The 15,741-nt window shown below is 41.3% G+C and carries 16 protein-coding genes; 14 read left to right on the forward strand and 2 right to left on the reverse strand.

Translation table 11 applies throughout. The annotated features are described in order from the left end of the window. Positions 1-276 precede the first annotated feature (276 nt). Entirely contained in the window at positions 277-1,107 is an 831-nt protein-coding gene (locus tag B5F08_RS02260; RefSeq protein WP_442856052.1) for a pyridoxamine kinase, read from the forward strand. 52 nt (positions 1,108-1,159) lie between these two features. Here the strand turns inward: B5F08_RS02260 and sigE are convergent, their stop codons facing one another. Both sigE and B5F08_RS02270 read right to left on the reverse strand, forming a co-directional pair. Further along, a complete protein-coding gene (sigE, locus tag B5F08_RS02265; RefSeq protein WP_087376203.1) occupies positions 1,160-1,927 on the reverse strand; it encodes an RNA polymerase sporulation sigma factor SigE in 768 nt (255 codons plus the stop codon). A 13-nt stretch (positions 1,928-1,940) separates the two neighbouring features. Continuing rightward, the gene (locus B5F08_RS02270) at positions 1,941-2,792 is read right to left on the reverse strand and encodes a sigma-E processing peptidase SpoIIGA (protein ID WP_087376204.1); all 852 of its coding nucleotides are present in this window, start codon (positions 2,790-2,792) and stop codon (positions 1,941-1,943) included. 280 nt (positions 2,793-3,072) lie between these two features. On the opposite strand from B5F08_RS02270, the gene B5F08_RS02275 reads away from it, so the two are divergent. The 13 genes from B5F08_RS02275 (at position 3,073) to dusB (ending at position 15,658) form a co-directional block, all read left to right on the forward strand. Beyond that, positions 3,073-3,378, forward strand: coding sequence for a hypothetical protein (locus B5F08_RS02275; protein ID WP_087376205.1), 306 nt, complete (start codon positions 3,073-3,075; stop codon positions 3,376-3,378). A 39-nt stretch (positions 3,379-3,417) separates the two neighbouring features. Further along, positions 3,418-5,457: a V-type ATP synthase subunit I gene (locus B5F08_RS02280; protein ID WP_242968203.1), complete on the forward strand. Its 2,040-nt coding sequence runs from the start codon at positions 3,418-3,420 to the stop codon at positions 5,455-5,457. Positions 5,458-5,462: 5 nt separating this feature from the next. Beyond that, on the forward strand, positions 5,463-5,942 hold the full coding sequence (locus B5F08_RS02285) for a V-type ATP synthase subunit K (protein ID WP_442856055.1): 480 nt from the start codon (positions 5,463-5,465) through the stop codon (positions 5,940-5,942). Between the two features lie 54 nt (positions 5,943-5,996). Further along, a complete protein-coding gene (locus tag B5F08_RS02290; protein WP_158096185.1) occupies positions 5,997-6,584 on the forward strand; it encodes a V-type ATP synthase subunit E in 588 nt (195 codons plus the stop codon). 14 nt (positions 6,585-6,598) lie between these two features. After that, positions 6,599-7,564, forward strand: coding sequence for a V-type ATPase subunit (locus tag B5F08_RS02295; RefSeq protein WP_087376209.1), 966 nt, complete (start codon positions 6,599-6,601; stop codon positions 7,562-7,564). Continuing rightward, positions 7,557-7,874 carry a V-type ATP synthase subunit F gene (locus B5F08_RS02300; protein ID WP_087376210.1) on the forward strand — a complete coding sequence of 106 codons (318 nt, stop codon included), beginning with the start codon at positions 7,557-7,559 and terminating at the stop codon, positions 7,872-7,874. Before B5F08_RS02295 ends, B5F08_RS02300 begins: the two co-directional genes overlap by 8 nt. A gap of 34 nt (positions 7,875-7,908) precedes the next feature. Further along, on the forward strand, positions 7,909-9,687 hold the full coding sequence (locus tag B5F08_RS02305) for a V-type ATP synthase subunit A (RefSeq protein WP_087376211.1): 1,779 nt from the start codon (positions 7,909-7,911) through the stop codon (positions 9,685-9,687). Next, entirely contained in the window at positions 9,680-11,050 is a 1,371-nt protein-coding gene (locus B5F08_RS02310) for a V-type ATP synthase subunit B (RefSeq protein WP_087376212.1), read from the forward strand. The genes B5F08_RS02305 and B5F08_RS02310 overlap by 8 nt, the downstream gene beginning before the upstream one ends. An 11-nt stretch (positions 11,051-11,061) precedes the next feature. Further along, positions 11,062-11,709, forward strand: coding sequence for a V-type ATP synthase subunit D (locus B5F08_RS02315; protein ID WP_087376213.1), 648 nt, complete (start codon positions 11,062-11,064; stop codon positions 11,707-11,709). 209 nt (positions 11,710-11,918) lie between these two features. Continuing rightward, entirely contained in the window at positions 11,919-13,007 is a 1,089-nt protein-coding gene (gene spoIIP, locus B5F08_RS02320) for a stage II sporulation protein P (protein ID WP_087376214.1), read from the forward strand. Between the two features lie 76 nt (positions 13,008-13,083). After that, positions 13,084-13,566 carry a hypothetical protein gene (locus tag B5F08_RS02325; protein ID WP_087376215.1) on the forward strand — a complete coding sequence of 161 codons (483 nt, stop codon included), beginning with the start codon at positions 13,084-13,086 and terminating at the stop codon, positions 13,564-13,566. Positions 13,567-13,696: 130 nt separating this feature from the next. Then, on the forward strand, positions 13,697-14,656 hold the full coding sequence (locus B5F08_RS02330; RefSeq protein WP_087376216.1) for a putative ABC transporter permease: 960 nt from the start codon (positions 13,697-13,699) through the stop codon (positions 14,654-14,656). 30 nt (positions 14,657-14,686) lie between these two features. Further along, entirely contained in the window at positions 14,687-15,658 is a 972-nt protein-coding gene (dusB, locus tag B5F08_RS02335) for a tRNA dihydrouridine synthase DusB (RefSeq protein WP_087376217.1), read from the forward strand. The last annotated feature ends 83 nt before the right edge of the window (positions 15,659-15,741 follow it).

Below are 15,741 nucleotides of genomic sequence, written 5' to 3' on the forward strand. Positions count from 1 at the left end.
TGTTTACGGAGATGATATTAAATTAACACAATATAATATAAGAACAAAGCTTATAGCTTTTATAATTAAATATAATGAAAAACTTTAATGTAAGCGAGCTATTCCAAAGAATAAGCAGGAGGACTCGCCCGACCTGAAACGAAAGTTAATTTCTATATCCGCCCTTTGCAGGTCGGATATAGAAATTAACTGTACTGGTTAAAAAGATTAAAACTGTATATTTAATTGTGACAGATTTTTTGATAGAATAGCAGCAGATTGAAAACGAGGTGTTTTATGATGAAAAGAATAGTTACAATTCAGGATATTTCATGCTTGGGCAAATGCTCTTTGACTGTTGCGTTGCCTATAATCTCTGCAATGGGCGTTGAGGCAGCTATAATTCCTACAGCGGTGCTTTCAACTCATACTATGTTTAAGGGATTTACCTGTAAAGACCTTGACGACCAGATTGTGCCTATTACTGACCACTGGAAAGAGCAGGGAATAAAATTCGACGGAATTTATACAGGTTACTTGGCTTCCGAGGCTCAGATTCAGACAGTTATGTCTGTAATTGAAAAGCTCAAGGACAATACTGTTGTTGTAGTTGACCCGGCTATGGCTGATAACGGTAAAATTTATCCTGCTTTTGATGAGGCTTTTCCAAAGGAAATGGCTAAGCTCTGCGGTGTTGCCGATATAATTCTTCCAAATATAACCGAAGCTTGCTTTATGACAGGTACAGAGTATAAGGAAAAATACGACGAGAACTATGTTTTTGAACTTGTTAAGAAGCTTGCCGCTTTGGGATGTAAGAAGATTATCATTAAAGGCGTGGTTATGCATGGAAACTACGGTGTTTTGGTTTATGACTGTGAGGCAAACACATATAAAACCTATTTCCATGAGAAAATTCCGGTGGGATATCATGGAACAGGAGATATTTTCTCATCTGCTTTTGTTGGCGCACTTATGGGCGGAAAAAGCCTTGAGGATAGCGTAAAAATTGCCGCTGATTATGTTGTTGAGTGTATCAGAATAACAGCCGAGAGAGAAGGCTCTAACTGGTACGGTGTTGATTTTGAAACAGCAATTCCTTTCCTTGTAGATAGAATGAGAAAGTAATTTTTATAAAAAGATAAGCTCAGAGGTTTAAAGCCCCTGAGCTTTTGTGTTTTCAGCAGTTTATTGTTCTGTCCAGTTCCTTTTTAAGCCGTCCAATGATTTTCTTTTCCAGCCTTGATATGTAGCTTTGGGAAATTCCCAGCATGTCTGCAACTTCCTTTTGAGTGTGTTCCTTTTGATTGTTTATGCCGAAGCGAAGTTCCATTATTGTTTTTTCTCTGCCTGGGAGATTTTTTATCGCCGCTAAAAGCAGATTTTGTTCAAGCTCCTGTTCGATGTTTCTGTTGATAACATCGCTGTCACTGCCCAAAACATCGCAGAGCAAAAGCTCGTTTCCGTCCCAGTCAGTATTTAAAGGTTCGTCAATGGAGATTTCGTTTTTTCTGTGTGAGGTCTTTCTCAGAAACATCAAAATTTCATTTTCAATACAGCGTGAGGCATAGGTGGCAAGCTTTATATTTTTTCCGGGAGAAAAGGTGTTCACGGCTTTTATAAGACCGATTGTGCCGATTGATACCAAGTCCTCAACACAGATACCGGAATTTTCAAATTTCTTTGCAATGTAAACCACAAGACGGAGATTGTGCACAATGAGTGGTTCCCTGGCTGATTCATCGCCGGCTTCAATCCTTTCCATGATTTTTGCTTCCTCAGTTTTAGAAAGGGGAGGCGGCAGAGTTTCGCTTCCGTTGATATAAAAAACCTGGCTTTCCGAGCCGGTAAGTCTGCGGAATATGTTCAAAAGCTTTGAAGAATATTTTCTGAATGTCAGAAGTATTTTGTTTTTCACTTTTGCAAAATATAACTCTATTAGTTCCATAATTAAAATCCTCTCATTCTACAATATCGTGATTTAAAAGTGCCATTGCGCTGTCTTTGTCTTTTATTTTTCCCTCGGAAATCGCTATGTAAATTTCCTTTTCTGATTTTTTCCCGTCTATGTAAACTTCATCGGCTTTGAAAGCTTTCAAAAAGCCCTCGCCGGAAAGAGTTTCAAAGGGTATTACACGAAATGCGGGACTGTTTTCTTCGGTTTGACAGTTGTTTGTGTCGCCGCCTATAAAAGCCGAAGCGGTTTGTTTTTTCTGAAAAACCTCAGCGTCGGCTATTATAACGGGACTGCCGGAAAAAGGCTCGTAAAGGGAACAGCCTGTGTCGGTTTTTCCGAAAAACTCCCAGAAGCAGCCGGACTTTTTAACCCTTATTTTGTGGATGATATCGTTTTCCGTTTTGTGTTTTGTGACGATTTGAATAAACCTGAAAACGAAATAACAAATCAGTGTAAGAAAAATAAATACCACCGGCGACATGTTTATGTAAATCCAGTCGTTGTTGACAACCGAGATTTTATTTATTGAAATTCCTGAAATCAGCAAAATTATGCCGCAGAAGCCGATATTTGTGAGAAGAAAGACGGCTATCTGACGGATAAAGCACCGTTTGCCGCTGTAACCGAAAGAAATTAAAACAGTCGCCACGGAGCATAAAACTTTCAGTAAAAAGCTGATTACAGGGGAGAGAGGCGGTAAAAAAATTAAAAGGGAGAATAAAGAGGTTATTCCTGCGCAGATAATAAGTCTGGAGTTTTTTGTATTAAGGCTTAGGAATTTTTTGACACAAAGCAGTATAAAATAATTTACGAAAAAATTTACACAGATTAAAACGTCAACGTAAATGGTTATCATGCTATTACCTCGTATATTGAATCGGAAAACACCGTGTTTAAATTATTGCATAAAGAAAAGAAAATATATGTCTTAATAGGGCAGTATATATTTCAGTAAATTTGAAAAATAAGAATGTATTATGTATAAAATGGTTAAAAATGTTTATAGAATTAAAAATTTTTATTGATTTTTTATAAGTTTGCATTGACTTATGAATGTTAAAAATGTAAAATAGATTTGTACACATGCTTAAAAGGTAATAAGTACATTATAATTTTGATATGGCGGTGATAATACTTTGAAACAGACAATCGATAAGCTTAGAGATGCTGAGTCAAGAGCTGTTAAGGCAGAGCAGGAGGCAAAGCAGAAAGCAAAAAGCATTGTAAGCGAAGCGCAGACAAAAAGCGCAAAAATGCTTAAAGATGCACAGCAGCAGTACAAACAAACTTCCGACGGCAAGATTGAGCTTGTCAAAAAGGAATGTGAAAAGGAACTTGCTGAAATTAAGAAAAAAAGTGACAGCGACAGCGCAAAGCTGATTGCACAGGCTGAAAAGAACTACGAAAAGGTTTTTGAAGCTGTTAAAAATGTAATCGCCTAACCTCTTTTTCTTAAATCATTAAAAATTTATGCAACGGAGGTGCGTAAATTGGCAATACTTCAAATGCAGCGGATAATGATTTATTCGCTGAAAAAGAACAGGAAAACCATCCTTGAAACCTTGCAAAGAAGAGGGGTACTGGAGGTATGTGACCTGGATATCCATGACAGTGTTTTCTTTAAGGAAGATACGGACAGTCAGCAGTCTGCATATTTGAAAAATTCTTCCGTGGCAGCTCAGGCGCTGTCAATACTGGAAGAATATGTGCCAACTGAAAAATCTGTTTTTTCCTCCATTGAGGGCAGAAAACCCCTGTCTAAAGAGTACTATTACATGTACGTTGATGAAGTGAACGAGATAATGCGTGTTGTCTACGAGGTTTTGGGGGCAAGTAAAAAGATTGCCGATGCCAAAGCCGAAATTGTAAAGCAGGAGTCAATTATTGAGTCCCTTGTTCCGTGGAAAAATCTTGATATTCCCCTTAATTTTAAGGGAACAAAAAAGACAGCGGCGTTTGTGGGAACATTTCCTGCTGAAAGAAGCTATGAAGAGATTTGCACAGCATTAAAGCTTCACTTAGATGAAAATGTTGATTTCAAAATTGAAATTATTTCATCATCGTCTCAGCTTACTTGCCTTGTAGCTATGTGTCATACTGATTTCAGAGAGCAGTTTTACAATGCTCTGAGAAAAGAGGGATTTTCAAATCCCGTGGTTGAAACACACCTTGTTCCTCAGGAAAAAGCAAAGAGAGCGGAAATGAAAATAAAGGAAGCCAATGATATAATTGAGAAAAATATAAAATACATCAAAAGCTTCCGTGGTATGAAAGACTCTTTTGCCTTTGTTGAGGACTATTTTGTTTTAAGAGCTGAAAAATATCAGGTTATAAAAAATTTGGCCAACACAAAACATGCTTTTGTACTTTGCGGCTATGTGCCAAAGTGTGACGCAGGGAAGCTTGCGGCTACTTTGTCAACAAAATACGACGCTTATGTTGAGCTTGAGGATGTCTGCGACGACGACACACCTATTAAGCTTAAAAACAATAAGTTCAGCGAGCCTGTGGAAAGCGTGCTGAAAACCTACAGTATGCCTAAGCATACAGAGGTTGACCCAACTTCCATAATGGCGATTTTTTATTATGTTTTCTTTGGAATGATGTTTTCCGACGCCGGATACGGTCTTGTAATGACCTTAGGCTGCGGCTGGGCTCTTCATCATTTCAAAAATATGGAAGAAGGCTTCAAAAAGTCGGTAAAGATGTTCTTTTACTGCGGTATCTCCACAATGTTCTGGGGAGTAATGTTCGGAAGCTTCTTCGGAGATGCGGTAAGCGTTATATGTCAGACATTTCTTCATATGGACGCTTCACAGGTTCCGCAGATACCGGGAATCACCACGGCTTTGTGGTTTAATCCGGTTGTAGACCCAATGCAGATGTTAATGTTTTCTTTCCTGCTTGGTATTATTCACCTGTTTACAGGACTTGGAATCCAAGCCTATATGCATATACGTGACGGACATTTCATATATGCAGTTTATGATGTGTTCAGCTGGTATTTGCTGGTAGGCGGCGGAATTTTGGCTTTGCTTTCTCTTGATATGATGAAAGATATGGCAGGCTTTGTACTTCCTCCGGTGTTCTTGACTATCGGCGGAATTTGCGCAGCCATAGGAGCCGTAATAATTCTTTTGTTTGCCGGAAGAGAGAGCAGAAATCCTTTAAAGAGATTTTTAAAGGGCGCCTACGGACTTTACGGCGTTACAAGCTATTTAAGCGATATTCTTTCCTACAGCCGTCTGTTGGCTTTGGGACTTGCCACCGGCGTTATTGCTCAGGTTTTCAACCAGATAGGCAGTATGCTGGGCGACAGTATTATCGCTATGATACTTTTTGCGGTAATATTTGTTGTAGGACACGGCTTGAATATCGGTATAAATGCGCTGGGCGCATATGTTCATACAAACAGATTGCAGTTTGTTGAATTTTTCGGAAAGTTTTATGAGGGCGGCGGCAAGGAGTTTATGCCCTTCAAAATCAATACTAAACATTACAATATTAAGGAGGAAATTTAATCATGATGGATTTAGGTTTATTTTTTGCAGTATTGGGAGCAGCTTTTGCAACATTTTTCGCAGGAATCGGTTCAGCTATCGGCGTTGGTAAAGCCGGTATCGCAGCAGCAGGAGTTTTGACAGAAGACCCTTCAAAGTTCGGTAAAGTTCTTATTTTCCAGCTTCTTCCGGCTACACAGGGTATTTACGGATTGCTCGTTGCTTTCCTTATCCTCTCAAACGTAGGTATTTTGGGCGAGCCAAAGGATATCACATTGCTTCAGGGACTTCTCTATTTTGCATCCTCACTGCCAATCGCATTTGCAGGACTTGTTTCCGCAATTCACCAGGGCAAGTGCTCCGTTGCAGGTATAGGCACAGTTGCAAAGAAGCCTGACCAGATGGGTAAAGCTATTATCCTCCCTGCAATGGTTGAAACATATGCAATTCTTGCTCTCCTTATCTCCATTCTTTCCGTATTCGGTGTTGCAAACGTAAACATGTAATAAACAGATAAATAATTTTGTTTGCACCTGCAAATTAAGTAATGGAGAATGGATATGAATGGATTAGATAAAATTATCAAAAAAATAGAGTCAGACAGCCAGGAAGCTTGCAGAGCTATGATTTCCGAGGCTGAGCTGAAAGCAAAAGAAATTCTGTCCGCAGGTGAGAAAAACTGTGAGGAGATAAAGAAAAGAGAGGAAATCCGCTGTGAAACAGCCTGCGCAGACGTAAGAGCAAGAGCTAAATCAGCGGCTGAACTGGAAATAAGAAAGGGAAAGCTTTTGGCAAGACAGACCGTTATTTCCGATATGCTTGAAAAGAGCAAAAACTCTCTTAAAAATCTTGACAAAGAGGAATATTTCAGCCTGATTTTAAAGATGGTTGAAAAATATTCCGAGAAACAGGACGGCGTCATTGTTTTTTCAAAGAAAGACACGGACAGAATGGATAAAAACTTTATATCCAAAATCAACAAGGTATCCGCAGGCAAGCTGATCTTGGGAGAGCCTGACAGAAAAATCGACAGCGGTTTTGTGTTGGTTTACGGTGATATAGAGATAAACTGTTCCTTTGATACAATTTTTACAGTAGAAAAAGAAAAACTTACCGATGTGGTTTCGGCAGTTTTGTTTGATAAATAAGGAGGGCTGTGCCGATGGCAACAGATTACACATATGCGGTTGCCCGTATACGTTCCAAAGAGCTTTCGCTTCTTTCCGGACACGATATCGACAGCTTGCTTTCCCTTCCGGATTATAAAAGTTGTCTGAGAGCATTGTCCGACAAGGGCTGGAATTTTCCGGACAACTCCGATATTTCCCATGTGCTTTCAATTCAGACAGAGGAATTATGGGAGCTTATGGACGAGCTTGTTAAGGACGACAATTCATTTGATATATTCAGAATAAGAAACGATTACCACAACCTGAAAGTTGCGGTGAAAGCTGTAACAAGAAGCGTTTCTCCCGAAAGTATGCTTTTGAAACATTCCGTATATTCGCCTCAGCAGATTGTAGGAGCTTTGGAAAACAGGGATTATTCCCAGCTTCCTGATATATTGCAGGAGCCTGCAAAAGAGGCTATGGCTTCACTGCTTCAGACAGCGGACGGTCAGCTTTGCGATATTATAATTGACCGTGCGGCTCTTGAGCATATCTACAGACTTGGAATGGAAAGCGACAACGACTTTATCCGCCGGTATGCTCAGCTTACAGTGGGATGCGCCGATATAAAAACCGCCGTGAGAAGCGCAAAGACCTCAAAAAGCGGCGAGTTTATCAAAAAAGCTCTCTGTCATTGTGACTGCCTTAATGTGGACGCTTTGGCGGCGGCTGCGGTAAAGGGAATAGACGAAATTTGCGATTGTCTAACAGGCACCATGTTTACATCAGCAGTGCCTTATCTTAAAATAAGTGTTTCAGCCTTTGAAAAGTGGGCTGATAACTATCTTAATTCCCTTATGCAGGAGCAGAAGTGGGACCCATTTACAATAGGACCTCTTGCGGCATACATTTTGGGAAAAGAAAAGGAAATCACCGCAGTAAGACTTATTCTTTCGGGAAAGCTCAACGGACTTTCAGACTCCGTAATAAAAGAAAGACTGAGGGATATGTATGTATAGAATAGCTGTAATAGGCGATAAGGACAGCGTTTACGGATTTGCTGCCCTTGGGCTTGACGTTGTTTATGTGGGAGAAAACGACGACCCCCACAAGGCTTTTAAAAAGCTCTGCGAAAGCGGCTATGGTATTATTTACATCACCGAAGCTTTGGCGGAGATTTTGGACGAAGAGATACAAAAGACAAATGATAACCCGATACCCGCAGTTATACTTATTCCTGGAATAAGCGGAAATACGGGCAAGGGAATTGCAAATGTCAAAAAAGCCGTTGAAAAGGCTGTGGGCAGCGACATTATTTTCAACGATTGATTTAATTTTAACCCAGTGAAGGGATTGATATAATTTGAGTATAGGAACTATCAAAAAAGTTGCCGGCCCTTTGGTTATCGCCGAAGGCATGAGAGATGCCAACATGTTCGACGTTGTAAGGGTTTCAAAGCATAGACTTATAGGTGAAATCATCGAAATGCACGGAGATAAAGCCTCTATTCAGGTTTATGAAGAAACCTCCGGACTTGGTCCGGGAGAGCCGGTAGAGTCAACCGGAGCACCTCTTTCAGTTGAATTGGGCCCGGGACTTATAAGAAGCATTTACGACGGAATTCAAAGACCTCTTGACGATATTATGAAGCTCAGCGGAAACAATCTCCAGAGAGGTGTTGAGGTTCCTTCCCTTAAAAGAGATATAAAGTGGAAGTTTACTCCATGTGTTAAATCGGGAACAAAGGTAACAGGCGGCGACGTAATAGGAACCGTTCAGGAAACCGATATAGTTCTCCATAAAATTATGGTGCCATGCAAGCTTAAAGGCACAATTAAATCTATAAAAGAGGGCGAGTTTACAGTAACTGAAGCAATCGCAGTTCTTGAAAAAGAGGACGGAACCACTCAGGACCTCACCCTTATGCAAAAATGGCCTGTTCGTGTGGGCAGACCCTATAAGAAAAAATTGTCACCTGATATGCCTCTTATCACAGGACAGAGAGTTATCGACACATTGTTCCCAATAGCAAAGGGCGGTGTTGCGGCAGTTCCGGGACCTTTCGGTTCAGGTAAAACAGTTGTTCAGCATCAGCTTGCAAAATGGGCAGAAGCAGATATCGTTGTTTACATCGGCTGCGGCGAGCGTGGCAACGAGATGACAGACGTTCTTAACGAATTCCCTGAGCTTATCGACCCGAAAACAGGCAAAACACTTATGGAGAGAACAGTGCTTATCGCCAACACCTCCGACATGCCTGTTGCAGCCCGTGAAGCTTCAATTTATACAGGTATCACAATAGCAGAGTATTTCAGAGATATGGGTTATTCTGTAGCTTTGATGGGCGATTCCACATCACGTTGGGCAGAGGCTCTCCGTGAAATGTCAGGACGTCTTGAGGAAATGCCCGGTGAAGAGGGATATCCTGCATACCTTGGTTCAAGACTTGCACAGTTCTATGAGCGTGCAGGCCGTGTAATTACCTTGGGTTCTGATGATACAGAGGGTGCACTTTCTGTAATCGGAGCGGTTTCACCTCCTGGCGGTGATATTTCCGAGCCTGTTTCTCAGGCAACCCTGAGAATTGTTAAAGTGTTCTGGGGACTTGACGCTTCACTTGCATATAAAAGACACTTCCCGGCTGTAAACTGGCTTACAAGCTACTCATTGTATGTTGATACAATGGCAAACTGGTACAAGGAAAACGTAGCTTCTGACTGGATGGACTGCCGTGGAAGAATTATGCACCTGCTTCAGGAAGAGGCTGAGCTTGAGGAAATCGTAAAGCTTGTTGGTATGGACGCACTTTCAGCTCCTGACAGACTTAAGCTTGAAGCCGCACGTTCTATAAGAGAGGACTTCCTCCATCAGAACGCATTCCATGAAACAGACACCTACACATCTCTTGACAAACAGTACAAGATGATGCACCTTGTTTTGGCATACTTCGACTTGTCAACTATGGCTCTTAAAAACGGCGCAGATATTGAAAAGCTTGTATCTCTGCCGGAAAGAGAGCGTGTAGGAAGATTTAAGTATGTTCAAAACGAGAACGCAGAAAAAGAATATGAAGACATCATGCTCAATCTTGAGAAGAGTATAAATAATTTGACAACAAAGGGGGATAATGAAGATGCCTAAGGAGTACAGAACCATAGAAGAAGTTGCAGGCCCCCTTATGCTTGTAAAAAATGTTGAAAATGTAAACTATAACGACTTGGGTGAAGTCGAGCTTGCCGACGGCGAAGTAAGACGCTGCAAGGTTTTGGAGATAAACGGCACAGACGCTTTGGTACAGCTTTTCGACTCATCCGCAGGTATCAACCTTTCAAATTCAAAGGTTAGATTCTTGGGAAGAAGCATGGAGCTGGGCGTATCAGTTGACATGCTGTCCCGTGTTTTCGACGGTATGGGACGTCCTATAGACGGCGGCCCTGAGATTTTGCCGGATAAGAGAATGGACATCAACGGTTTGCCTATGAACCCGGCGGCAAGAAACTATCCTCAGGAATTTATTCAGACAGGTGTTTCCGCTATCGACGGACTTAATACACTGGTTAGAGGACAGAAGCTTCCTATTTTCTCCGCTTCCGGTTTGCCGCACGCAAACCTTGCCGCACAGATTGCAAGACAGGCTAAGGTTAGAGGAACAACAGAGCCTTTCGCCGTTGTTTTCGCCGCAATGGGTATCACCTTTGAAGAGTCCAACTTCTTTATCGAGAGCTTTAAGGAAACAGGAGCTATCGACAGAACCGTTATGTTTGTAAACCTTGCAAACGACCCGGCTATCGAGCGTATTTCAACACCTCGTATGGCTCTTACCGCCGCAGAGTATTTGGCTTTTGATGCAGGTATGCATGTTCTTGTTATTATGACCGACATCACAAACTACGCCGACGCTCTCCGTGAGGTTTCCGCCGCAAGAAAGGAAGTTCCGGGACGCCGTGGTTATCCGGGTTACATGTACACAGACCTTGCAACACTCTATGAGCGTGCAGGAAGACAAAAGGGCAAGAACGGTTCAATCACATTAATTCCGATTTTGACTATGCCTGAGGACGATAAGACTCACCCGATTCCTGACCTTACCGGATATATCACAGAGGGTCAGATTATCCTCAGCCGTGACCTTTACAGAAAAAATATTGCTCCTCCTATAGATGTTCTTCCGTCACTTTCCCGTCTTAAGGATAAGGGTATAGGCAAGGGCAAAACAAGAGAGGACCACTCCAACACAATGAACCAGCTCTTTGCCGCATATGCCCGTGGTAAGGACGCAAAGGAACTTATGGTTATTTTGGGCGAGGCGGCTCTCACCGATATTGATAAGCTCTATGCAAAGTTTGCAGACGAGTTTGAAAAACAGTACGTATCACAGGGCTATAACACAAACAGAAGCATTGAAGAGACCCTTGACTTGGGCTGGAAGCTTCTCTCAATCCTTCCAAGAAGCGAGCTTAAACGTATCGACGACAAGTATCTTGATATGTACTATGGCAAGTAAGGGGTGATTGTATGGCAACAACACAGGTGAACCCCACCAGAATGGAGCTGACAAGGCTTAAAAAGAAGCTTGTAACAGCCACCAGAGGTCATAAACTCTTAAAGGATAAACGTGACGAGCTTATGCGCCGCTTTTTGGAGCTTGTAAAAGAGAACAAAGAGCTGAGAATGAAAGTGGAGCAGAAGATAAGCGACGCCAATAAGAATTTCGTTTTGGCATCTGCCGCAATGTCAGACGAGGTTATCTCCGCCGCATTGCTTGCACCAAAGCAGGAGGTCTATCTTGATATCGGTGAAAAGAACGTAATGAGCGTTGATATTCCGGTTTATGATATAAAAACCAGAACTCCCGACCCAAACGATATTTATTCCTACGGCTATGCTTTTACATCTTCTGAGCTTGACGATGCGGTAAAATCCTTGGCGGATATTCTTCCTGATATGCTGAAGCTTGCTGAAATTGAAAAATCCTGCCTTATGATGGCTTCGGAAATCGAAAAGACACGTCGAAGAGTTAACGCCCTTGAACACGTTATGATTCCTGACACAAAGGAAAAAATAAGATATATAACCATGAAGCTTGACGAAAACGAAAGAAGCACCCAGACAAGACTTATGAAGGTCAAGGATATGATGCTTAAAGAAGCTCACGGATATTAAATTACAGGAACGAGTTGGATTTCAGCTCGTTCCTTTATTTTTATAACCGACATGCAAAAGTTAGGCTTGAAAATCAACTTCATTTTATGTCGGGCGAGACCTTTTGCTTAATTCTTTGAAAAACATTGCTTTCATATCTATAAGAATAATAATAAAAGTCTGTACATAGAATTAAAGTAAAAGATACAGTAAAGCAGGTGGGAGAATTGGTGTACAGACGAAAAAAAGGACAGTCAAAATTTCTGGGAGTTATAGGAGGAATTTTGACTGCGGCGGCGGTTGTAAACTTGTTTTTTAATGCCGATTCTATTTTTAAAGCAGGAGGAAGCGCAATAGCTGCGGCGATTATATCGGATAATGATGAGGTTGTTAAGGTTGAGAAAACCGGCGAAAATATGGCGGAAAACCCTTTAGCCGAAAATGATACAGATGAAACCACAGAGAACACAGAATCAACCGCAGAAAACAACGGTGAAGAAGAAACCATTGACCCTGCGGAGGAATTTGCCGGAGAAGCTGTGTACCCTGTTATTGAAACAAACATAGGAGCGTCCGGAACTTTGTATGAAAACATATCCGTTAAGAATACAACAGGATATGATATAGATATTGGTTCACTGCTGGAAAGGGACTTGGGCTTTACTATGGACGACAGCTCAGAGGTTCAGGTTTTGATTGTACATACTCACGCAACTGAAGGCTACATGTCCTATGATAACGGAACATACCATGAAAGCTTTTCATCAAGAAATACCGATAATTCTCAAAATGTCTGTGCAGTTGGCGACGAAATTGCCGCAGAACTGAGCCGTCAGGGAATAGGCGTTATAAACGATACGACCCAGCACGACAACCCCAGCTACAACGGCTCTTATGACAGAAGCCTGGAAACAATAAACAGCTATTTGGAAAAATATCCTAATATTAAAGTTGTCCTTGACATTCACAGAGATTCTATAGGCTACGGCGGGGAACAGGGAAAAACAAAACCGACCTTTACATTTGACGGCAAGAAAGCCGCTCAGATTATGATTATGTCCGGATATGACGGAACAGGGGAATACAATTTTCCGTTCTGGGAGGAAAACCTGGTATTCGCTTTAAAGCTTCAAAAAACCGCCGAGGATATGTTCCCGGGAATGACAAGGCCGTTGTATTTCGGGGATTTTGCCTACAATATGAATGTAAACAACGGCTCTCTGCTTATAGAGGTGGGAACCGATATGAACACATTAGAGGAGGCAAAGTATACCGGAGAACTTTTGGGAAAGGTTCTGGCAAAGGTGTTGCAATCATAACCAAATTTTGATATAATCAATATGCATAGCATTTAAGAGTAAGTTGCTGTGACTTAATGCAGAAATAAGGAATAGTATGAGGAACGATAAAAACAACATTATAAATAGGAAAAAAGATGTAATTCTGGCTTTATTGTTTGTTTTGATTTTAATGTTTAGCTGTGTAACAAATGTTTTTGCCGTTGACCCTGAAGAAGAGACAACAGAAATTCAGGTCACAGAGCAGACAGAGCCTCAATCATCTAATGAACCTACTACTGAAGCCACGCAAGCGCCTACAGAACCTACCACTGAACCTACAACAGAACCCACAACTGAGGCGACAGAGCCAACAACAGAACCTACAACAGAGGCAACTGAAAGTACAACAGAAGAAATAGTAGAGGTGACAGAGGCAACAACCGAGGGAAATCCCTGGGATTTTGAAGTTCCGACAGAAGGAACTATCGAAGCGGAACAGACAAAGGCGGACTATTTTACCGGAACTGTTATGTGGTCTGCTGTCGGCGGAGGCTTGCTCATATTGCTTATTATGTTTATAGGCAAGCGTAAATACTGATTTTGTATTTTGCTGTAGTTATTGGTTGAGTACCGTGTTTATAAGAAACAGGTGATCGATTTACAGGATCACCTGTTTTTTATTGTATAAATTATCTTTTAAGGTATATGGTTTAGAAAGGAAAATGAAAATGAATGAAGATCTGAAAAAGGTTTCTGAAAAAACCTCAGAGGAAGAAAATCTTGAAAAAGAAGAGATTCCCGCTGAGAATGAAGGAAACAATGCTACGACTATTCAGGAAAAAATTGAACAGTTTAAAAAGATTGACAGCTTCAAAACAAACAAGAAATCCTTTGCAACAGGTATCGGATTTTACAAACTGTTTTGGGTGTTCTTTATCGGATGCTTTGTAGGTGTTGTTATTGAAGTTTTGTTCTGCATTTTTGTTACGGAACACAGATATGAGTCAAGACAGGGCTTAATTTACGGACCTTTCAATCCGGTTTATGGCTTCGGAGCTGTTGCCATGACTTTGGTTTTGTATCTGTTCAGAAAGAAAAGCGAAACCTGGACTTTCCTTGTGGGCGCTATTATAGGAGCTATATTTGAAACACTTTGTTCAGTTTATCAGGAGTATTTCCTTGGTACGGTTTCATGGGATTACACAGGCTCAAAATACAGCCTTATGGGTGGAAGAACAGATTTAGTGTATGCGGTATTCTGGGGCATACTCGCCGTAGTCTGGATTAAACTCCTGTACCCATTTATGTCGAAATGGATAGAAAAAATTCCGAATAAAGTGGGAGTTATTCTCACATGGATTCTTTTTGTGTTTATGGTGTTCGACTGCGTAATAAGCTGTATGGCGGTTGACAGAATGGTAAAACGTCACAACGGAACTGCCGAAAGCACAGCGGTGGGAAATTTCCTTGACGACCATTACCCGGATGAATTTTTGCTTACTATTTATCCAAATATGATATTTACAGATACCGGAGAAGTTCTCCATGAAGTTGCCGGTGATGACAAGGAAACAGAAAATTCTGAAAACACAGAAAACAATACTGAAAATAACATGGAAACTGAAACAGCAGCGTCAGCAAATTCAGTAAAGGTGGATTTGTTCAGCTTGTATCAGTTTGACAGATAAGTTTTTTGTGAAAAGTTAAGAGGAATTAAAATGAAATTAGGAAATTTGGAAATACAAAGAAAGGCTTGCCTTGCGCCGATGGCAGGCACTGCGGACAGAGCTTTCAGAGAACTTTGCAGAGGTTACGGAGCGGCGTTCTGTGTTTCTGAAATGGTAAGCTCAAAGGGCATATCATTCAACAGCAAAAAAAGTGCAGAACTTATGATGATATCACCTGATGAAAGACCATGCGGAGTTCAGATTTTCGGTGACGACCCAAAGGTGATGGCTGATGCCGCAAAATTTGCAATGCAGTTTGAACCGGAATTTATAGATATAAACATGGGATGCCCTGCCCCTAAAATCAGCGGAAACGGTTGCGGAAGCGCTCTTATGAAAAATCCTCCACTTTGCGGAGAAATTGTAAACGCAGTTGTAAATGCCGTAGAGATTCCGGTAACTGTAAAAATCAGAAAGGGCTGGGACGAAAACTCAGTAAACGCCGTTGAAGTTGCAAAAATCTGTGAAGAGGCAGGAGCTTCTGCAATAACCGTCCACGGAAGAACAAGAGAGCAGTTTTATCAGCCGCCGGCAGACTGGACGATTATAAGACAGGTAAAGCAGGCAGTAAACATTCCGGTTATAGGAAACGGAGACGTTACAAACGCAGAGGAAGCCTCTAAAATGATGGAGGAAACAGGCTGTGACATGATTATGATAGGCAGGGGAGCTTTGGGCAACCCTTGGATTTTCCGTGAGATAAACGCCTATTTTGACACAGACAAGCTTATTTTCCCTCCGGGACCTGCTGAAAAAATCTCTGTAATGCTCAAGCATATTCAAAAGCTTGTTGAATATAAGGGAGAGTACATCGGAATGAGAGAAGCACGCAAGCATGTTGCTTGGTATATAAAAGGCTTTAAAGGTGCCGCAGAGTTTAGAAACATGGCAGGAAAGCTTACAACCTTCGACGAACTTATAGAACTTTCAAAGCTCATATATAAAGCTCAGACAAAGGAATAATTCTATTAAACAGCGCTGTAATTTACGGCGTTGTTTTTTTATTGTCAATTCGACAAACTGCATAAAATTTAATGTTTTATAAG

It is taken from the genome of Anaeromassilibacillus sp. An172 (assembly GCF_002160515.1).
In the GTDB taxonomy this organism is placed as follows: Bacteria; Bacillota; Clostridia; order Oscillospirales; family Acutalibacteraceae; genus Limousia; species Limousia pullorum.

Bases quoted from the DNA above. Each gene is read 5' to 3' on its own strand.
- B5F08_RS02260 (WP_442856052.1), top strand. From the start codon at position 277: ATGATGAAAAGAATAGTTACAATTCAGGATATTTCATGCTTGGGCAAA.
- sigE (WP_087376203.1), bottom strand. From the start codon at position 1,927: ATGGAACTAATAGAGTTATATTTTGCAAAAGTGAAAAACAAAATACTT.
- B5F08_RS02270 (WP_087376204.1), bottom strand. From the start codon at position 2,792: ATGATAACCATTTACGTTGACGTTTTAATCTGTGTAAATTTTTTCGTA.
- B5F08_RS02285 (WP_442856055.1), top strand. From the start codon at position 5,463: ATGGATTTAGGTTTATTTTTTGCAGTATTGGGAGCAGCTTTTGCAACA.
- B5F08_RS02290 (WP_158096185.1), top strand. From the start codon at position 5,997: ATGAATGGATTAGATAAAATTATCAAAAAAATAGAGTCAGACAGCCAG.
- B5F08_RS02295 (WP_087376209.1), top strand. From the start codon at position 6,599: ATGGCAACAGATTACACATATGCGGTTGCCCGTATACGTTCCAAAGAG.
- B5F08_RS02300 (WP_087376210.1), top strand. From the start codon at position 7,557: ATGTATAGAATAGCTGTAATAGGCGATAAGGACAGCGTTTACGGATTT.
- B5F08_RS02310 (WP_087376212.1), top strand. From the start codon at position 9,680: ATGCCTAAGGAGTACAGAACCATAGAAGAAGTTGCAGGCCCCCTTATG.
- B5F08_RS02315 (WP_087376213.1), top strand. From the start codon at position 11,062: ATGGCAACAACACAGGTGAACCCCACCAGAATGGAGCTGACAAGGCTT.
- B5F08_RS02325 (WP_087376215.1), top strand. From the start codon at position 13,084: ATGAGGAACGATAAAAACAACATTATAAATAGGAAAAAAGATGTAATT.
- B5F08_RS02330 (WP_087376216.1), top strand. From the start codon at position 13,697: ATGAATGAAGATCTGAAAAAGGTTTCTGAAAAAACCTCAGAGGAAGAA.
- dusB (WP_087376217.1), top strand. From the start codon at position 14,687: ATGAAATTAGGAAATTTGGAAATACAAAGAAAGGCTTGCCTTGCGCCG.